At 47.3% G+C, this 12,921-nt stretch carries 23 protein-coding genes; 15 read left to right on the forward strand and 8 right to left on the reverse strand.

What is annotated here, in order from left to right:
- Positions 1–49: 49 nt before the first annotated feature.
- A complete protein-coding gene (locus tag HMPREF2865_RS12205) occupies positions 50–220 on the forward strand; it encodes a hypothetical protein (protein ID WP_168163640.1) in 171 nt (56 codons plus the stop codon).
- A 2-nt stretch (positions 221–222) separates the two neighbouring features.
- On the opposite strand, the gene HMPREF2865_RS10250 is transcribed toward HMPREF2865_RS12205, so the two are convergent.
- From HMPREF2865_RS10250 to HMPREF2865_RS10255, 3 genes are read right to left on the reverse strand one after another with little or no spacing between them, the layout of a single operon-like run.
- Complete coding sequence (locus HMPREF2865_RS10250) at positions 223–486, reverse strand: hypothetical protein (RefSeq protein ID WP_070646970.1); 264 nt, start codon at positions 484–486, stop codon at positions 223–225.
- 10 nt (positions 487–496) lie between these two features.
- Positions 497–625: a hypothetical protein gene (locus HMPREF2865_RS12425; RefSeq protein ID WP_283120662.1), complete on the reverse strand. Its 129-nt coding sequence runs from the start codon at positions 623–625 to the stop codon at positions 497–499.
- Complete coding sequence (locus HMPREF2865_RS10255) at positions 622–831, reverse strand: Cro/CI family transcriptional regulator (RefSeq protein ID WP_070646972.1); 210 nt, start codon at positions 829–831, stop codon at positions 622–624. The genes HMPREF2865_RS12425 and HMPREF2865_RS10255 overlap by 4 nt, the downstream gene beginning before the upstream one ends.
- Positions 832–1,191: 360 nt before the next feature.
- Between HMPREF2865_RS10255 and HMPREF2865_RS11800 the strand changes: the two genes are divergently transcribed.
- The 13 genes from HMPREF2865_RS11800 (at position 1,192) to HMPREF2865_RS10320 (ending at position 7,785) form a co-directional block, all read left to right on the forward strand.
- Positions 1,192–1,656, forward strand: coding sequence for a S24 family peptidase (locus HMPREF2865_RS11800; protein ID WP_283120663.1), 465 nt, complete (start codon positions 1,192–1,194; stop codon positions 1,654–1,656).
- 101 nt (positions 1,657–1,757) lie between these two features.
- Positions 1,758–2,303 (forward strand): hypothetical protein, encoded by a 546-nt coding sequence (locus HMPREF2865_RS10265; RefSeq protein WP_070646974.1) that lies wholly within the window; start codon positions 1,758–1,760, stop codon positions 2,301–2,303.
- Positions 2,293–2,553, forward strand: a complete 261-nt coding sequence (locus HMPREF2865_RS10270; protein WP_070646976.1) for a WYL domain-containing protein — start codon at positions 2,293–2,295, stop codon at positions 2,551–2,553. The genes HMPREF2865_RS10265 and HMPREF2865_RS10270 overlap by 11 nt, the downstream gene beginning before the upstream one ends.
- A gap of 21 nt (positions 2,554–2,574) precedes the next feature.
- Positions 2,575–2,928: a TerB family tellurite resistance protein gene (locus tag HMPREF2865_RS10275; RefSeq protein ID WP_070646978.1), complete on the forward strand. Its 354-nt coding sequence runs from the start codon at positions 2,575–2,577 to the stop codon at positions 2,926–2,928.
- 223 nt (positions 2,929–3,151) lie between these two features.
- The gene (locus HMPREF2865_RS10280) at positions 3,152–3,526 is read left to right on the forward strand and encodes a hypothetical protein (protein WP_070646980.1); all 375 of its coding nucleotides are present in this window, start codon (positions 3,152–3,154) and stop codon (positions 3,524–3,526) included.
- Position 3,527: 1 nt separating this feature from the next.
- Positions 3,528–3,959 (forward strand): helix-turn-helix domain-containing protein, encoded by a 432-nt coding sequence (locus HMPREF2865_RS10285; RefSeq protein ID WP_070646982.1) that lies wholly within the window; start codon positions 3,528–3,530, stop codon positions 3,957–3,959.
- Positions 3,956–4,378 carry a hypothetical protein gene (locus HMPREF2865_RS10290; protein WP_070646984.1) on the forward strand — a complete coding sequence of 141 codons (423 nt, stop codon included), beginning with the start codon at positions 3,956–3,958 and terminating at the stop codon, positions 4,376–4,378. Before HMPREF2865_RS10285 ends, HMPREF2865_RS10290 begins: the two co-directional genes overlap by 4 nt.
- 212 nt (positions 4,379–4,590) lie before the next feature.
- On the forward strand, positions 4,591–5,547 hold the full coding sequence (locus tag HMPREF2865_RS10295) for a hypothetical protein (protein ID WP_070646986.1): 957 nt from the start codon (positions 4,591–4,593) through the stop codon (positions 5,545–5,547).
- A 2-nt stretch (positions 5,548–5,549) separates the two neighbouring features.
- Positions 5,550–5,894: an STAS-like domain-containing protein gene (locus HMPREF2865_RS10300; protein ID WP_070646988.1), complete on the forward strand. Its 345-nt coding sequence runs from the start codon at positions 5,550–5,552 to the stop codon at positions 5,892–5,894.
- Positions 5,891–6,325, forward strand: a complete 435-nt coding sequence (locus HMPREF2865_RS10305; protein WP_070646989.1) for a hypothetical protein — start codon at positions 5,891–5,893, stop codon at positions 6,323–6,325. Before HMPREF2865_RS10300 ends, HMPREF2865_RS10305 begins: the two co-directional genes overlap by 4 nt.
- Before the next feature lie 149 nt (positions 6,326–6,474).
- Positions 6,475–6,906 (forward strand): hypothetical protein, encoded by a 432-nt coding sequence (locus tag HMPREF2865_RS10310; protein WP_070646991.1) that lies wholly within the window; start codon positions 6,475–6,477, stop codon positions 6,904–6,906.
- Positions 6,881–7,375, forward strand: coding sequence for a helix-turn-helix domain-containing protein (locus tag HMPREF2865_RS12430; RefSeq protein WP_223168914.1), 495 nt, complete (start codon positions 6,881–6,883; stop codon positions 7,373–7,375). Before HMPREF2865_RS10310 ends, HMPREF2865_RS12430 begins: the two co-directional genes overlap by 26 nt.
- The gene (locus tag HMPREF2865_RS10320; RefSeq protein WP_070646994.1) at positions 7,372–7,785 is read left to right on the forward strand and encodes a hypothetical protein; all 414 of its coding nucleotides are present in this window, start codon (positions 7,372–7,374) and stop codon (positions 7,783–7,785) included. Before HMPREF2865_RS12430 ends, HMPREF2865_RS10320 begins: the two co-directional genes overlap by 4 nt.
- Before the next feature lie 52 nt (positions 7,786–7,837).
- Here the strand turns inward: HMPREF2865_RS10320 and HMPREF2865_RS10325 are convergent, their stop codons facing one another.
- From HMPREF2865_RS10325 to HMPREF2865_RS10340, 4 genes are all read right to left on the reverse strand, one after another.
- The gene (locus HMPREF2865_RS10325; protein ID WP_070646996.1) at positions 7,838–9,079 is read right to left on the reverse strand and encodes a contractile injection system protein, VgrG/Pvc8 family; all 1,242 of its coding nucleotides are present in this window, start codon (positions 9,077–9,079) and stop codon (positions 7,838–7,840) included.
- A gap of 1 nt (position 9,080) precedes the next feature.
- Positions 9,081–9,530 (reverse strand): phage tail protein, encoded by a 450-nt coding sequence (locus tag HMPREF2865_RS10330; protein WP_070646998.1) that lies wholly within the window; start codon positions 9,528–9,530, stop codon positions 9,081–9,083.
- 20 nt (positions 9,531–9,550) lie between these two features.
- Complete coding sequence (locus HMPREF2865_RS10335) at positions 9,551–10,018, reverse strand: hypothetical protein (protein ID WP_070647000.1); 468 nt, start codon at positions 10,016–10,018, stop codon at positions 9,551–9,553.
- 87 nt (positions 10,019–10,105) lie between these two features.
- Complete coding sequence (locus HMPREF2865_RS10340; protein WP_070647001.1) at positions 10,106–12,148, reverse strand: phage tail tape measure protein; 2,043 nt, start codon at positions 12,146–12,148, stop codon at positions 10,106–10,108.
- 27 nt (positions 12,149–12,175) lie between these two features.
- Between HMPREF2865_RS10340 and HMPREF2865_RS12435 the strand changes: the two genes are divergently transcribed.
- Positions 12,176–12,298 (forward strand): hypothetical protein, encoded by a 123-nt coding sequence (locus HMPREF2865_RS12435; protein ID WP_265511155.1) that lies wholly within the window; start codon positions 12,176–12,178, stop codon positions 12,296–12,298.
- Between the two features lie 250 nt (positions 12,299–12,548).
- Here HMPREF2865_RS12435 and HMPREF2865_RS10345 read toward each other — a convergent pair whose 3' ends face one another.
- Positions 12,549–12,905: a hypothetical protein gene (locus HMPREF2865_RS10345; protein ID WP_070647002.1), complete on the reverse strand. Its 357-nt coding sequence runs from the start codon at positions 12,903–12,905 to the stop codon at positions 12,549–12,551.
- Positions 12,906–12,921: the final 16 nt, after the last annotated feature.

Below are 12,921 nucleotides of genomic sequence, written 5' to 3' on the forward strand. Positions count from 1 at the left end.
TCGCTCCGTTACAATGTCATTTCCAGTAACCATCAACGGAGTAATTAAAATGGAACTTTCCGAATTTGAAGTTTTTCAACTCGCAGCTACCTTGACTGCTCCTCATGCCAACCGATATATAACTGACGACGAATATGTCAAACATATGTTTGCGATAGCGGCACGCATCAAACAGGAGATCAATTCCCGTCGCCCTCAAAGAGGCGTTGAACTTGACTAGAGTTAGTCCAAATCCTTCAACTTCGTTTCAAGTTGTCGGCGTTTTGGTTTTTCCTCCTTTGGAATCCGACCGAATCGCCGACGATTCAGCCGTTTCAATTCCTTCATGATGACTCGGTTCACAGCTTCGATACCGCCGTATTCCGCCGCATTTGCCGCCATCTCCTCACCCGCGATGCGGACTTGTTCTTTCAGCAGCTCCCAATCAGAGACGGTCAAGATTCCATGCTTGAGCGCGCGTTTTTGCCATTTACTCAATTTCTTCATTTCATATTCCTTATTTAGTTTGGCTTTGCTGGTTTACTGCTGCCAATTCCTCAATAGTCATTGATTTGCCGATTTCGGCAATCATCTTCAATGTCTTTTCCATCTGCCCGCCTCGTGCGGGTTTTTTCATTTCTTTCATTTTTCTGCTCCTTGGTTGGGGTTGATGCCGTCTGAAATTTGTTTGTACTGCACTGGAAACTTTGCTTTTAGAAAATTCATTTGCGCCTTTGGAATACCATTTTTCTGCCACTGAGAAACTGCTCCTCTTGTGATTCCGCAAATATTTGCAACCACCGAAACGCCTCCCAATTCTTTAATGAATTTGACTTGTTGGTCTGTTGTCATTTTTTGTCCTTTTTTAAAGTTTAGTGAACTATACAATCCTAAACTTGTCTAGTCAAGCATACTAAACAATTAATAGTTTAGAATTCTAAATAAACATTGTTTTTACTAAGTATTTTTTAGCTGGGATTTTTAGCGATGGACTTGAAAGGCAGACTTCAAGAATTGATGGATGAATATGGGCTAATTACCCAACAGGACTTAGCAGACTTCGCAGGAGTCTCAAAAGGTCTTGTTGGACAGTGGTTCAATGGCCAAACTGGCTTAGGCAAAAAACCACTCTTAGCATTTGAGAAAAAGACAAACTTTTCTACACGATGGCTTGCAGACGGTTTAGGTGATAAGTACAGAAAAGACTCAGGAATGTATAGAGAGGTTAATTTTTCAGACGACCTTACAGATGACCACATTCGTTTTGAGCGGCTGGACGTGGTTGCCGCGCTTGGAGACGGCTACATCAACAACGAAGCAGTGGAGGTGGTCGATTTCGTCCATGTCGATAAAGCGTGGGCGCGTGAAAAACTCGGCGGCAACCTCTCCCGTATCCAAGTCATCACGGCACGCGGCGATTCCATGCAAGGTACCATCGAGGACGGAGACGTGTTGTTTGTCGATACCTCCGTCCACTCATTCGAAGGAGAGGGTATTTACCTCCTATCCTTCGCAGACGGCCTAAAAGCCAAACGCCTGCAAGCCTCCGTCGGCGGCGGCCTGCTCGTCATCAGCGACAACCCGTTATACAGAACGGAAACCATCGAAGGCAATGGACTGGAAAAATTAACCATCTGCGGCAAAGTGCGCGGCGCATGGCATTTGTCGGGATTTTGATTTGAATTTTGAGAAGCAGCTCAATTCACGGTAAGTTTTGGAAGGTGCGACCGTAGGATTTTTTGGATATTTAGTGATTTTGTTTATTAGGGAAGTGCAATATGGGAAAACAAAGTGGTCAACAGGCTGACAGGCAAGACAGTGTGAAATTGGACTTGCAAGAACTGCATTCATGGCAAATTAAATTAAAGCAGACCGTGCAGGAAAATATCGATGCCGTGCTGGCACTGCTGGCATTGGTCGATATTGAACCGGTAACGTGGACGCGGACTTTGAGATACAACCAAATTATTAAATCCGCGCTCGCCCTGAATGGGATTGATTTGTCAGTAACAGATGACGAAGAGGCAGAAGCAGGAGCTGAATCAGACAAAAATAAAGGCGAATCCCAAACCGCCGCAGACAAACCTGAAAAGGTGTTGTTCAAATTTGGGCGGAAATTTTTGGGCGGTTTAATTCGGAAAGATTTTAAAGAGTCTCTCGCAGCCGCCCGAAACCTCGATCTTGAACGCCGCCTCCATTGGGCAGCCTGTTCGGGCGCGATATTAGTCTACGGGCGGAACGACACGGCCAAACAGAAACTGACACCGTCTGAATTATCTCTCCACGACATGATTAAAAAAGAATGGCTTTACGATGAAAGATAAACCTGTGCTGCTGCCTGTCGGCGGTAGTTTTGAAATTGAATATGTCAATGCTGAAGGAATCGGAAGCAGACGGGTTATCGATGTCCGCAAGTTTGTTGCCAATCTTTCAGACGGTTATGTGCAGGCGTTTTGCCACGTGCGGAAAATGGTCAGGACGTTTAAATATCAGTCAATTATGGGACTGGTGGATTTGGAAACCGGCGAAGTGGTCGAACCTTCGCTTTTCAGACGGCGTTTGCAGGAACGGTAAGAAGAGGCTCCCGAACGGCAGATGGATTTTTTTATTCGGGAGATGAGGCCGATTTTGGATGTGTTGGTCTATATCGCCTATTGCGATGGGAGATATGCGCCGTCTGAACAGCGGTATATTGCACAATGGCTGACGGACAAATCGGAAATGGGCGATGATTTCCTCGCTTATTCGCTTGGCGTCATGAAGTCTTGGCCCATTCCGGATTCTATGGATTTTTCTTTTGCCGTCCGTGCTATTAATCAGCGTTTCCCCGATTGGAGGGAGGCAGTTTTGGAATATGCCGGCGGTGTTGCCAAGGCGGACAGAAAGGTAACTGCGGAGGAAACGGATCATTTGGCAAAATTGGAAAGGTTGTTTGGGGTAGTGGCATGAACATCAACAACAACCCGCTATACCGCACCGAAACCATCGAAAACGACAAACTGGAAAAACTAACCATCTGCGGCAAAGTCCGCGGCGCATGGCATTTGTCGGGATTTTGATTTGAATTTTGTGTTCACGGTAAGTTTTGGAAGGTGCGACCGTAGGATTTTTGGGGTATTTATTATTTGGTAATGGTAAAAAACAATTGTAATTAACTTAAAAGTTAACTATTATGGCGGAATTGATTTATAAGGGTTCGGTGTACGGCTGCGTCCTGTCTGACGAAGCTGTCGAACAAATCGGATTCGACGGGGAAAACCTGCCGGAGCGTATTTGCGATGAAGACTCGGAAGAGCTTTGGGTTCGCATCATCCGTTATTGCGATGGTGTGCCTCTAAAAGAGCCTTTTGAGCTCAACTGCGAAGGACTCCCTTTTTGGGCAGTCAAAACCGCCCGACCCGAAAGCCTGCGGGCTTATTTTTGGCATGACGGAAACAATATGGTCATCAGCCATTTCATCAAGAAAACCACTCAAAAACTCACCCGTGAAGACCATCTTAAAATGCGCTTGATTATGGATTCTTACAATCGTAATGGAGGCTTTTGATATGAATATGCCGATACTCAATAAATTGCTCGGACGTTTCGACTTCCGCAAAAAACATAACCGTACCGACTTGAATATCCAAGCTGTTGACCAGCTGCGCGAAGCTCTGGAAAGCAAAGGAATCAGACAGAAAGATATTGCGGACAAGCTAGGTATTTCTCCCGCTGCTGTATCTAAAACGCTGTCAATGTCTGACAAGAATCTCGAATTGAACACCATCGCGGATTTTGCGACGGCTATGGATATGCGCTTTTCTCTGATCCTTGAACTTGATCCGCATTGCTCCGCTACACCTGCCGCTATCAAAAAAGAGTTTATCAGTTACCGTGAAACAAGAGTGCTTTTTAATACTGTCCTAGATGGTGTCAATGATTTACCCAAATTCGGTGAGTTTAGGGAAATTTCAGTCTCTTTAGAAGCGGAGGGTGTATGAAAATCGTTCTAACCGACATCACGCCGCTGAATCTGAAAATTGATGCTGACGGTTTGCGTTCTGTCCCTGATGCGCCAGCTTTTGATATTGAAGAACGCCTTGAACTTCAGGCAGACGGTTTCAGGGTGGCAGTCAATGCACCGGCCATCGAAGTCAGATGCTTGGCGGTCTATCAATATCTGCTCAAATATGATGAAGTCAGACGACCTTTAATTGATATTAATATGTCTTACCTGGCGGCTTTTGATGTGATTTCCGATCCCCCTGTGGATTTGATTGAAATGGGAAGCAATCCGGAAAAAATGCGGATTTTGCTCGACTTTACCGAACAAGCCGTCCGTTTCAAAATCAGCACTATCCTGAATCAGTTCGGCATCCGCACCCGCTATCCTTTGGCGGCTTTCGAGGTCAATTTATAGTTTCATTCCTAAAACAACAAAAGGTCGTCTGAAATGTTTCAGACGACCTTTCTGATAAGGGTGTACGTTTTAATTTGGGATTTGTCGGGATTTTAGGGGAAGGGGATTTTTTTAGATGGATATGAGATTATGTTTTTGATTTCGTTTGTTATGGCGGCAGCTCATGGCGGCTATCGTGCGACGGACAGATACACAGGTTGGAGGGTGTTTGAATGACGGGATTCTTGACCATACGAGCGCCATCCCTGCTTTGTCTATACGTTAATGCTGCTGAAACTGCTTCTTTTTTCAGACAGCTTTACACGCCTGCAGATGTTCTGACTATCGATTTTTCTGACACGGAAAATATTACCGCCGCCGCTGCTTTAGCTTTGTTTGCCCATGTTAATATGATTCAGAGAAGCAAGGAAAATAACGGATGTTTTAATTTTTTGTGTAAAAAATCTCCGATTTACCGCAAATTTTTCATCAAAACTGGGCTTCTTTCTGCACTAAAGGCGGGTAATAATTTTGTAAATGACAGCCGTCTTTTTAGATTTGGCTGCTCCGACAACTATATCGGCTTGAGACGTGAAATCTTGGACAAAATGACGGAGGAAGAACGCAAACTGATTAAGATAATTCCTGAACGTGCGGAAATGTTGCAGAATTTCTTTTCTTATTCAAGAACGGCATTCAACGAAATTTTACTTAACGTGAAAAATCACGCCTACCCGACATCTCCGGGTAGCAATGGCCGCAATGGCAGCTTCAACCATTATGCAGACAAAGCATGGTGGCAGATGTTTTGGCTTGTGCAATCTCCAGACGGCATCTTTTTGAATGTATTGGTTTATGATTTGGGCGTCGGAATACCTAGCTCCTTATCCCGTCACACAGAAGGCTATTCCAATTTATTTTCAGTTGACCAGATCAAAGACGAAAGCTATTTTATGGATGACGCTCTTAAGGAAGGTGTTTCCCGATTTCGCGGTGGCGGGCGTGGCAACGGCTTGCATAAACTTGTGGAAATCGTGAGCCATTTTGATGGATCCGCCTTTTTTATCTATTCCGGAAAGGGCTTGATTCGCGGCGGGAAAGACGATATTTCTTCTTCAGTAGCCACTACATCATTAAACGGTACTTTGGTAGAATGGACACTACGCCTATCCGATACACAGGAAATTTGAACATGGAAACAGTAATCGATATTTTAGATTTTTCAAACGACCCTTGGGGTCGAACCTATGAAGATAATCCGACCAGCAACGGTAATGCTTTCCGTACAGCCTTTCTCACCGATGCTTTTCGGAAGTACGACAAAGTTACCGTAGATTTTTCCAAATTACGCGACGTTCCCGATTCTGCTTTCTTGGGCGGTGCATTTGTCAATTTAGTCAAAGAAGACGGCTTCACCTATGAAGAGGTGCTGGATAAATTGGTCGTACTCCCTGATGACGGCTATTACCCGAAGTTGATCCGCCGCATTATCGAATTGGCGCGTGATGAAAACAAACGGCTTGGGCTGTCATCATGACATTTTTTGGCGTGAAACTTGATGACATCGAAAAGCTGTTTAACATCGGTTTTGCCATTTTCGGATTCCTTGTTTCTCAGCTATATAATCGATTCAGACGTGAAAAAGAAAAACAAGAAGAGGAACAGGAAAAAAGGAAACAGAAAAAACAACTTGCTATAGATGAAATTGAAACCCGTCTGAAAGAGTGTCTTTCTGTATCCATTATGGCGGAAAAACTGATATTGATGAAATTTTTATCCCAACGTATCCGTGACAACGTAAATCAAATATATAAGGATTTTGGTATTTCTACATCAAACGAGTTCAGTGATGCTTGGATAGATTTTCATATCGTGGCAACTGATAACCAAAAGTTTGATGTGGAAAAACTACAAACCGCGGCGTCAAATTTAATGAAATTAATCATTAGAGATTTGTCAAAAGTTTGACGCGAACACGTTAATAAACAGTTTGAAGGTCGTCTGAATTTTTCAGACGGCCTTTCTGATAAGGGTGTACGTTTTAATTTGGTATTTGTCGGCATTTTGAGACAAGTGGCAGGGTGGCCGCTTGCGGAATATAACTAAAAAGATATATTATGCAACTTATTGTTCACGATCATGCGGAAGCGGATTTAGAACGCCTTTTCGAGAGTAAGGAGGAGGCGGTCGGTTATATCGATAGTGTGATTGCGCTTATCGATGATACGCCTGCGCTTTTTGACAAACTCTTTTCTGAAAAAAACTGTCGCGATTACGATCAGCCCATCGGCCTTTTGGGTATGGAATGCAAACGGGTGGCTGTGTTGTGGCGGGCAGATATACGCGTGATGCGGCTACGGCTTGATGAGGAATCTGCGCTTTCGCTGCGTATTTTGTACTGCGTTCGAAATGAGATGCAGCCGAACCGGACGTTTATCCGGAAAATCTATATTTTGGCGGTTGCCGACAAATCCGAGGGCTTCGATTATCAGCCCGATCATCCGATTATGCGGAGAATCCAAAATGACTATGCAAAAATCGAATATTGAAAATTGGACTGCCTTCGGGGCGGTCTGTCTGTTTACGGCTTCAGCGGTGTCTTTGTCTGTGCCTGCCGCTGCTGCGACTGTCAGAGCTTCTGCGGTATTTGTTGCAGGCGGCCAAGTTTTGCCGCTTTCTGATGCTTCAGACGCTTGCTGCTATGTGGAACGTGTTCGCAAAAATCCTCGCCGTGCGGCGGCGATGGATAGAGCCGCTAAAAAGCTGGCAGCAAGACTTGATGCGGATACTTCGGGGGCAACGTTTGCATCATTGCGTCTGAAACATGGTTTGACGCAATCTTCGCTTGCTGAAAAAACTGGTCTGAAACAGTCTTATCTTTCGCGCATTGAAAACAACCGCTGTACTTTGAGTAATGAAACAGTCGATAAGCTGGCAACGGTTTTCGGTATCGGCCCTCTTGATGTACGGGCGGCTTTTGACCGTCAATGGGATTTTGTGGAAGGACTCAAATCATGATGCCTGTATCGCTGCATATTCAATATTGCGATAGTATTATCCGCCATGCGGACGATTTCCGTTACAGTCTGATTGGCATTTATCCGGGGGTCTGCCCGCTACCGTCGCGTGATTTTGTATTGGCTCAATTAAATCTTTCTCTGAATTTCGAGATTCCGACTTCTAGAAAGGATTTGAGTTTTGCGCCTTTGCGCTTGGAGATTCTTAGGAATGCCGATGTTTTGTCAGTATTCGAAATGCCACCTGTCGATAATGCTCCTGTAGTATCGGAAAATCCTGAAGTATTCAGTGGGCTGGTGCATCATAGTTTGGATCATCTTCCTGTATCGATCGGAGATAAAATTTATGCGCGACTTGTAGTAGGGGATGTTGTGGCAACTGGAAACTCCCTTAAGTTTATCGCTATGTAAGCTGAAATTTTAAAAGGCCGTCTGAATTTTTTCAGACGGCCTTTTGTTTTGGTCAGGATTTTGAAAATGCTGCGGCAAAGTTTGGGCTGACTTCGCCTTCGTAGAGGACAATCGGTACGTCGATCAGGCTTTGTAGCTTGACGGCGGTCGTCAGTCCGTTGCTGTCGAGGGTGTGGACGGTTTCCTTGCCCACCCATTTCTCTGCGTCGATTTCGGGCTTGAATCCTTGCAGGGTTACGGGGCTTTCGGGGGCGACGTCGGGGCGGCCGATGGCTAGGGAAATGTCGAATTCCATTGCGCCGCGTTTTAGTTTTTTGTACGCGGCGCGTGCGCCGGTGGCGGCGGTTTTGGGGCTTTGGTAGGTATGGCGCAGGGTTTTGATTTTTTTGCCGGCAGTATCCACCTGTTTGATTTCGGTTACTTCTTTGGTGGTGGTTTTGTGGGTTTTGCCGTCTTTGCGCTTGGTCTTGTATTTTTTGGTGGTGGTGACGGTTTTTTTGACGGGGTCGTAGTTGTCTTCGGTAATGACGACTTCGTGCTTTTTACCTGTCTGTTTGTCGATGTAGTAGGCGCGGACGGCGTTGTAGCTTTCGGTATTGCTGTATCTGAATGCATATTGGTCGCCACTGTTGCGGGTAATCCTGATTGTGGGCAACGGCTGCCCGCCGGCGGTTGTGGCTTCGCCTGATGAAACAAACAGGAGGCGGCCGTGTTTGACTGTTGCAATGGCGTCGTAGCGCTCGGCAAGGCGTGATAAGAAGGCAGCGTCGGATTCGTTGCTTTGGTCAATGTGGTCGATTTTTTCGTCTTGGTAGGCTTTGCCGATGATTGGTGTGTAGCCGTTGGCGGCGGCAATGGATTCGATGATTTCTTTCAGGCTGGTTTTGTGCCAGCTTTTTTCTTTTGCTTCGGAAAATCGGTCGGATGTGTCGGCGGATTGGGCGGTGATGTGCAGGGTGTCGGGTGCGCCGCTCCAGCTTACTTCGGTTATTTTGTAGCTGCCTTTATCGACAATGCCTGTTTCGATGTAGCCCAGGGCGATGGTTATCTCGGCAGACTTCGGGGGCAGGGCGAGCTTGCCGTCGTGGTCGGACAGGCTGACGGTCAGCTCGTCCGCCTCGAAGCCGCTTTTGTCGGTCAGGCTGATGGAGATGATGCGAGAGAGGGCGTCGGTATTGAACGGCTTACCGTTTATGGACAGCTTGGCGACTGGGGTTAGATGGTTGCCGCCGGTGTCGGTAATGGCGTTGAAGATTTTGACGGCTTGGTCTTTGATTTGGGTAAGTGCGGTCATGTCAGATTCCTGCAATGCTGCGGGCGATGGATACGCCAAGCTGAAGGGCTTTGCCTTTTAGTCCCAGCGGGCTGTCGGATACTTTTTTTAATTCTATGCTGAAGCTGATGGAACGGGCTTTGCCATCGTGCATGAGTTGGCTTCTGTCTTCTTTGATGGATGTGATGACGTATGCGCCCATTATTTGACCTGTGCCGAGGATGAGGTTGTATGGTTTTCCACGCTCTGCCATGAGGTGGAGCATGGACAGGGAAGTGTCTCCTCCTGTGATTTCCGGCCTCATTTCAGCTGACAGGGTCAGGGTGTCACTTTCCGGCCCTAGGTATTGGGTGGGATTAATACCGCCGCCGACGGTGGATTGATTCGGGTGTTTCCAGCCGCTTTGGCGGTTGATGGTTTGAAAAGGGATGGTGCGGATGAGAAAGGGGAAGAATCCTAATGTGGCAAGCATGGTAGTGTCCTTTTTTGGTGTCAGTCATCTGAAAATGCGCTACGGGCACGACGTGCGGCTTGGTCTGCAATCTGCTTAATCTGACGGGCAACTTCGCGGGCGATGTCGGCAGGGCTTTGGCTGCCGCCGTTGATGGTAATGTTGACGGTCATACCACCTGCGTTTGTGTGATTGAACCCTGCCGATACGGGAACTGCTCCGACAAGGGAAGGGCGCGGTTCTTCAGCTGCGGCGGGGATAATGCTCTGCAATGCGCCCAAGCCTGCTTTGCGGATTTTTTCCAGAACACGCCATCCTCCGAAGCGGGCTACATCCTGTTGATTGAAGACAACCTCGCCTTTATGCACGATACCGGCCGCTTGGTTGACACCGCCCACCCCTGTGTAACCACCTGTAGAATATCCTTTGTTGGGAATGTATGCGCCTACGCCATAACCGGCTGCGCTGCCTCCCGGCGCGGTCGGTTTGGTGGAAAAGGCTTTTTTCATCCATTCCCATGCGCTAGTAGCGACGGTTTTGAGGATTTGGAAGTTTTTGATGAGGATACCGATTGGGCCTAGTGCGGCGGAGAGGGCTTAGGATATGGGGTTGTTGCCGCTGAATGTTTTTTTTATCCATCCCCAGCCTGTGATGAGGGCGTTTTTGATGCGGTCCCAGTGTGTGGCCAGTGCAACGATTGCGCCAATCGGTCCGGTCAGTGCGTATAGGATGGGGTTTTGGGCGAATGTTTTTTTAATCCATTCCCAGCCTCTGATGAAGGCGGCAGTCAATGTATCCCAATTGGTGTAAACGAGATAGATGATGCCGATTATGGCAGTCAGCGCAAGGCCTATGGGATTTAATGTCATGAAACGTAGGGCAATGCCTAATACTTTAAGAATACTCATGCCGAATCCGCCAAAGGCAATGCGGGCGGCGGCAAAGGGGACGGCAACTGCGGCAATAACTGCGGCCAGCCCTGCTAAGGCGGTCATTGCTGCGGTTGCATAAAATGCGATTTTTCCAAGTTTGGCGGCGGCCTCTGGATTTTTTGCCGACCATTCGTTGAACTTATCCAATAAGCCTGAAATGACATTCATGCCGTATTCTAAGCCTGAAAACATACTGCGCCCAAAGCCTGATTCGGTATTGAAGAGCTTATTTTTGAACATCTGCCATTTGGACGACATGGCGTTGACACGAATTTCGAACTCTTTGTCGAGGCTGCCTAATGCGTCCGGAGAGGTGGCAAGGCGGATTTGCTCGCGCCAAAGCTCTGTATTAGCGATAAGTTGGGCAAATACGCGGTTATATTCGCCGCCTGCCAAGCCTTTGAGAATGCCTGCTTGTTGCTCTTTCGGCATTTGTTGGACGGCGGCAATGATTTTTTCAAGCGTACCTTGCGCGTCTTCGACCATGCCTTTTTGAACGGATTTTGCGTCTATACCTATGCTTTTCAGGGCTTCCCGTACGGGTTTCATATCAGGTGCGGTACCCAGCCTTGTCATGAGGCTGCCGACCGCTTTGGCAGAGGTGGAAGCATCTACACCTGCGGACATAAGGGCGGAGCCTAGAGCCGCTACATGCTTCTCGTTCATTTTCGCCAAACCCATGCTGCCTGATACTTCGTTCATGTAGCTGATGAGCTGGTCGCCTGCAACCAGTGCGTTGTCATCAAGGTAGTTCATGACGTTGACTAGTTCAGAAGCGGCTTCTTTGGATAATTTGAAGTTTTGGCGAATGCGCCCCAGCTCTTCTGCAAGCGCACCCGGGTCTGCTGCTTCAAAGGCATTTGCAGCTTTGACGGCTTCGGTAACGTAGGCTGCAAGCTCTTGGCGTGGGATATTCATCTTCGCGCCGGCAGTCATCATATTCATGATCTCAACCGTTGCCATGGGCAATTCACCGCTTAGTTTTTGGACTTCGGCGCGGATTTTAGCGATTTCGGCGTGGTTTAGGCTGCCGTCTGTATTTTTGAGGATGCCGACTTGGCGGATCAGTCCCTGCATTGCATCTTCTTCGGACATGGCTGTATTGATGGCATGCCCTGCACCTTGCCTCATGGTGGCAGCCTTGCTACTTGTCCATGATGAGACACCCGATGCAATACCTGCGATGGCGGCGGCCTTGATTCGACTCTGTTGTCGTTTTTCCAGCTTTTCTAAGGCGGTGGACTGCTTTTCGATTTGGGCAGTAGTCTTCTGCATTCGGGCGGCAATCTCTGCCTGCTCTTTTTCAAGGTTTTGTCCGGATACGCCAACTTTTTCCATGTGGTCTTTGTAGCGTTTTAGCTGCGCGGATTGTTTTTCGTATTCGTTATTCAGCCTTTCGCCTTCACGGGTCAGCTTTTTGAGTTCTGCTGCCTGTTTTTTTGTGGCAACGCCCGTTTTGTCGATTTCGGAAGTAAGACGGCTTGTGGCGGCAGAATTACGGATGATTTGCTCATTCAGACGGTTGAAATATTGTTCTGCCTTGCCGATTTTTACCAGTGCGGTTTGGGCGCGCTCGAGATCGCGCATTTCTTTTTTGTTTTTCGCCAATTCGCCCGACAGCCCGCTACTACTTTTTTTAATTCTGTCAAACGTTTTGCTTGCTTTGTCGGCGGCTTTGAGGATAATATTAATTGTCTTGTCTGTCATGGCTCGAGCTTTAAGATGAAACGTAAAATGAAAAATCAAATCTTGGCGGATTCGGTTTTGAATGCAGTCGATTCTGTCATTTGGTGGTATGGCGCATTATTTTGGCTTTTTGTTGCCGTCATTGCCCTTATGGTATGGATGCTTCCTTGATTATTTTGTCGATTGAAAAGGTCGTCTGAATTGATTTCAGACGACCTTTTTTATTGTCCGTCTCCTTGGCGTGCGCGTTGGATTTCGGCGGCTTTGGCAGCCCAGCGGTTAAGGGTAAAAAGATTTAGTCCTGCGAACCAGCCGATACCTCCTTTGAAAGTAATGGTGCAGAGGGCAAGGGCGTCGTCTATTGGGTAAAACGCAGTAACGTCTTCATCTTCTTCAGCCTGCCAGATGTCTGGCGCTGCTTTTATAAGGTCGGCGAACTGGCCGGCTCGGTATCGGAAGCATGGGTATAGCCCAAATCGGCAAAGGCTTCCTGAATCTCTGCTTTCGCCGAAGGTGCGGCTGAAAAAAAATCAATAGCGGCATTGAGGGCTTGTACATCTGCCATACCTAATACGCCATATTGTGCCATGCCGATTTTTGGGGTGCTGATTTTTGAGAGGAGCTTTTGAACAGTTTCGGTGTGTTTGATTTTGATGAGGTCTTGTCCCATGCCTGCCATGTCTTTGGCCAGCGGTTCGCGCAGAGTGTAGGCTTTGCCGTCGGTCAGGGTTACGGTCAGGGTATCGTCGGGGTTGATTTTGATTTTTGGTTCTTGCATTTACTTGTTCCTGTTG

It is taken from the genome of Neisseria sp. HMSC073G10 (genome assembly GCF_001812605.1).
GTDB lineage: Bacteria > Pseudomonadota > Gammaproteobacteria > Burkholderiales > Neisseriaceae > Neisseria > Neisseria subflava_A.

What these genes read in the sequence shown, in the direction of transcription:
- HMPREF2865_RS10325 (WP_070646996.1), bottom strand. Translation starts at nt 9,079, where the DNA reads ATGACCGCACTTACCCAAATCAAAGACCAAGCCGTCAAAATCTTCAAC.
- HMPREF2865_RS10330 (WP_070646998.1), bottom strand. Translation starts at nt 9,530, where the DNA reads ATGCTTGCCACATTAGGATTCTTCCCCTTTCTCATCCGCACCATCCCT.
- HMPREF2865_RS10310 (WP_070646991.1), top strand. Translation starts at nt 6,475, where the DNA reads ATGCAACTTATTGTTCACGATCATGCGGAAGCGGATTTAGAACGCCTT.
- HMPREF2865_RS10305 (WP_070646989.1), top strand. Translation starts at nt 5,891, where the DNA reads ATGACATTTTTTGGCGTGAAACTTGATGACATCGAAAAGCTGTTTAAC.
- HMPREF2865_RS10280 (WP_070646980.1), top strand. Translation starts at nt 3,152, where the DNA reads ATGGCGGAATTGATTTATAAGGGTTCGGTGTACGGCTGCGTCCTGTCT.
- HMPREF2865_RS10300 (WP_070646988.1), top strand. Translation starts at nt 5,550, where the DNA reads ATGGAAACAGTAATCGATATTTTAGATTTTTCAAACGACCCTTGGGGT.
- HMPREF2865_RS10255 (WP_070646972.1), bottom strand. Translation starts at nt 831, where the DNA reads ATGACAACAGACCAACAAGTCAAATTCATTAAAGAATTGGGAGGCGTT.
- HMPREF2865_RS10265 (WP_070646974.1), top strand. Translation starts at nt 1,758, where the DNA reads ATGGGAAAACAAAGTGGTCAACAGGCTGACAGGCAAGACAGTGTGAAA.
- HMPREF2865_RS12435 (WP_265511155.1), top strand. Translation starts at nt 12,176, where the DNA reads ATGAAAAATCAAATCTTGGCGGATTCGGTTTTGAATGCAGTCGATTCT.
- HMPREF2865_RS10320 (WP_070646994.1), top strand. Translation starts at nt 7,372, where the DNA reads ATGATGCCTGTATCGCTGCATATTCAATATTGCGATAGTATTATCCGC.
- HMPREF2865_RS10275 (WP_070646978.1), top strand. Translation starts at nt 2,575, where the DNA reads ATGGATTTTTTTATTCGGGAGATGAGGCCGATTTTGGATGTGTTGGTC.
- HMPREF2865_RS10250 (WP_070646970.1), bottom strand. Translation starts at nt 486, where the DNA reads ATGAAGAAATTGAGTAAATGGCAAAAACGCGCGCTCAAGCATGGAATC.
- HMPREF2865_RS10340 (WP_070647001.1), bottom strand. Translation starts at nt 12,148, where the DNA reads ATGACAGACAAGACAATTAATATTATCCTCAAAGCCGCCGACAAAGCA.
- HMPREF2865_RS10295 (WP_070646986.1), top strand. Translation starts at nt 4,591, where the DNA reads ATGACGGGATTCTTGACCATACGAGCGCCATCCCTGCTTTGTCTATAC.
- HMPREF2865_RS12425 (WP_283120662.1), bottom strand. Translation starts at nt 625, where the DNA reads ATGAAAGAAATGAAAAAACCCGCACGAGGCGGGCAGATGGAAAAGACA.
- HMPREF2865_RS10285 (WP_070646982.1), top strand. Translation starts at nt 3,528, where the DNA reads ATGAATATGCCGATACTCAATAAATTGCTCGGACGTTTCGACTTCCGC.
- HMPREF2865_RS12430 (WP_223168914.1), top strand. Translation starts at nt 6,881, where the DNA reads ATGACTATGCAAAAATCGAATATTGAAAATTGGACTGCCTTCGGGGCG.
- HMPREF2865_RS10270 (WP_070646976.1), top strand. Translation starts at nt 2,293, where the DNA reads ATGAAAGATAAACCTGTGCTGCTGCCTGTCGGCGGTAGTTTTGAAATT.
- HMPREF2865_RS10335 (WP_070647000.1), bottom strand. Translation starts at nt 10,018, where the DNA reads ATGAAAAAAGCCTTTTCCACCAAACCGACCGCGCCGGGAGGCAGCGCA.
- HMPREF2865_RS11800 (WP_283120663.1), top strand. Translation starts at nt 1,192, where the DNA reads ATGTATAGAGAGGTTAATTTTTCAGACGACCTTACAGATGACCACATT.
- HMPREF2865_RS10290 (WP_070646984.1), top strand. Translation starts at nt 3,956, where the DNA reads ATGAAAATCGTTCTAACCGACATCACGCCGCTGAATCTGAAAATTGAT.
- HMPREF2865_RS12205 (WP_168163640.1), top strand. Translation starts at nt 50, where the DNA reads ATGGAACTTTCCGAATTTGAAGTTTTTCAACTCGCAGCTACCTTGACT.
- HMPREF2865_RS10345 (WP_070647002.1), bottom strand. Translation starts at nt 12,905, where the DNA reads ATGCAAGAACCAAAAATCAAAATCAACCCCGACGATACCCTGACCGTA.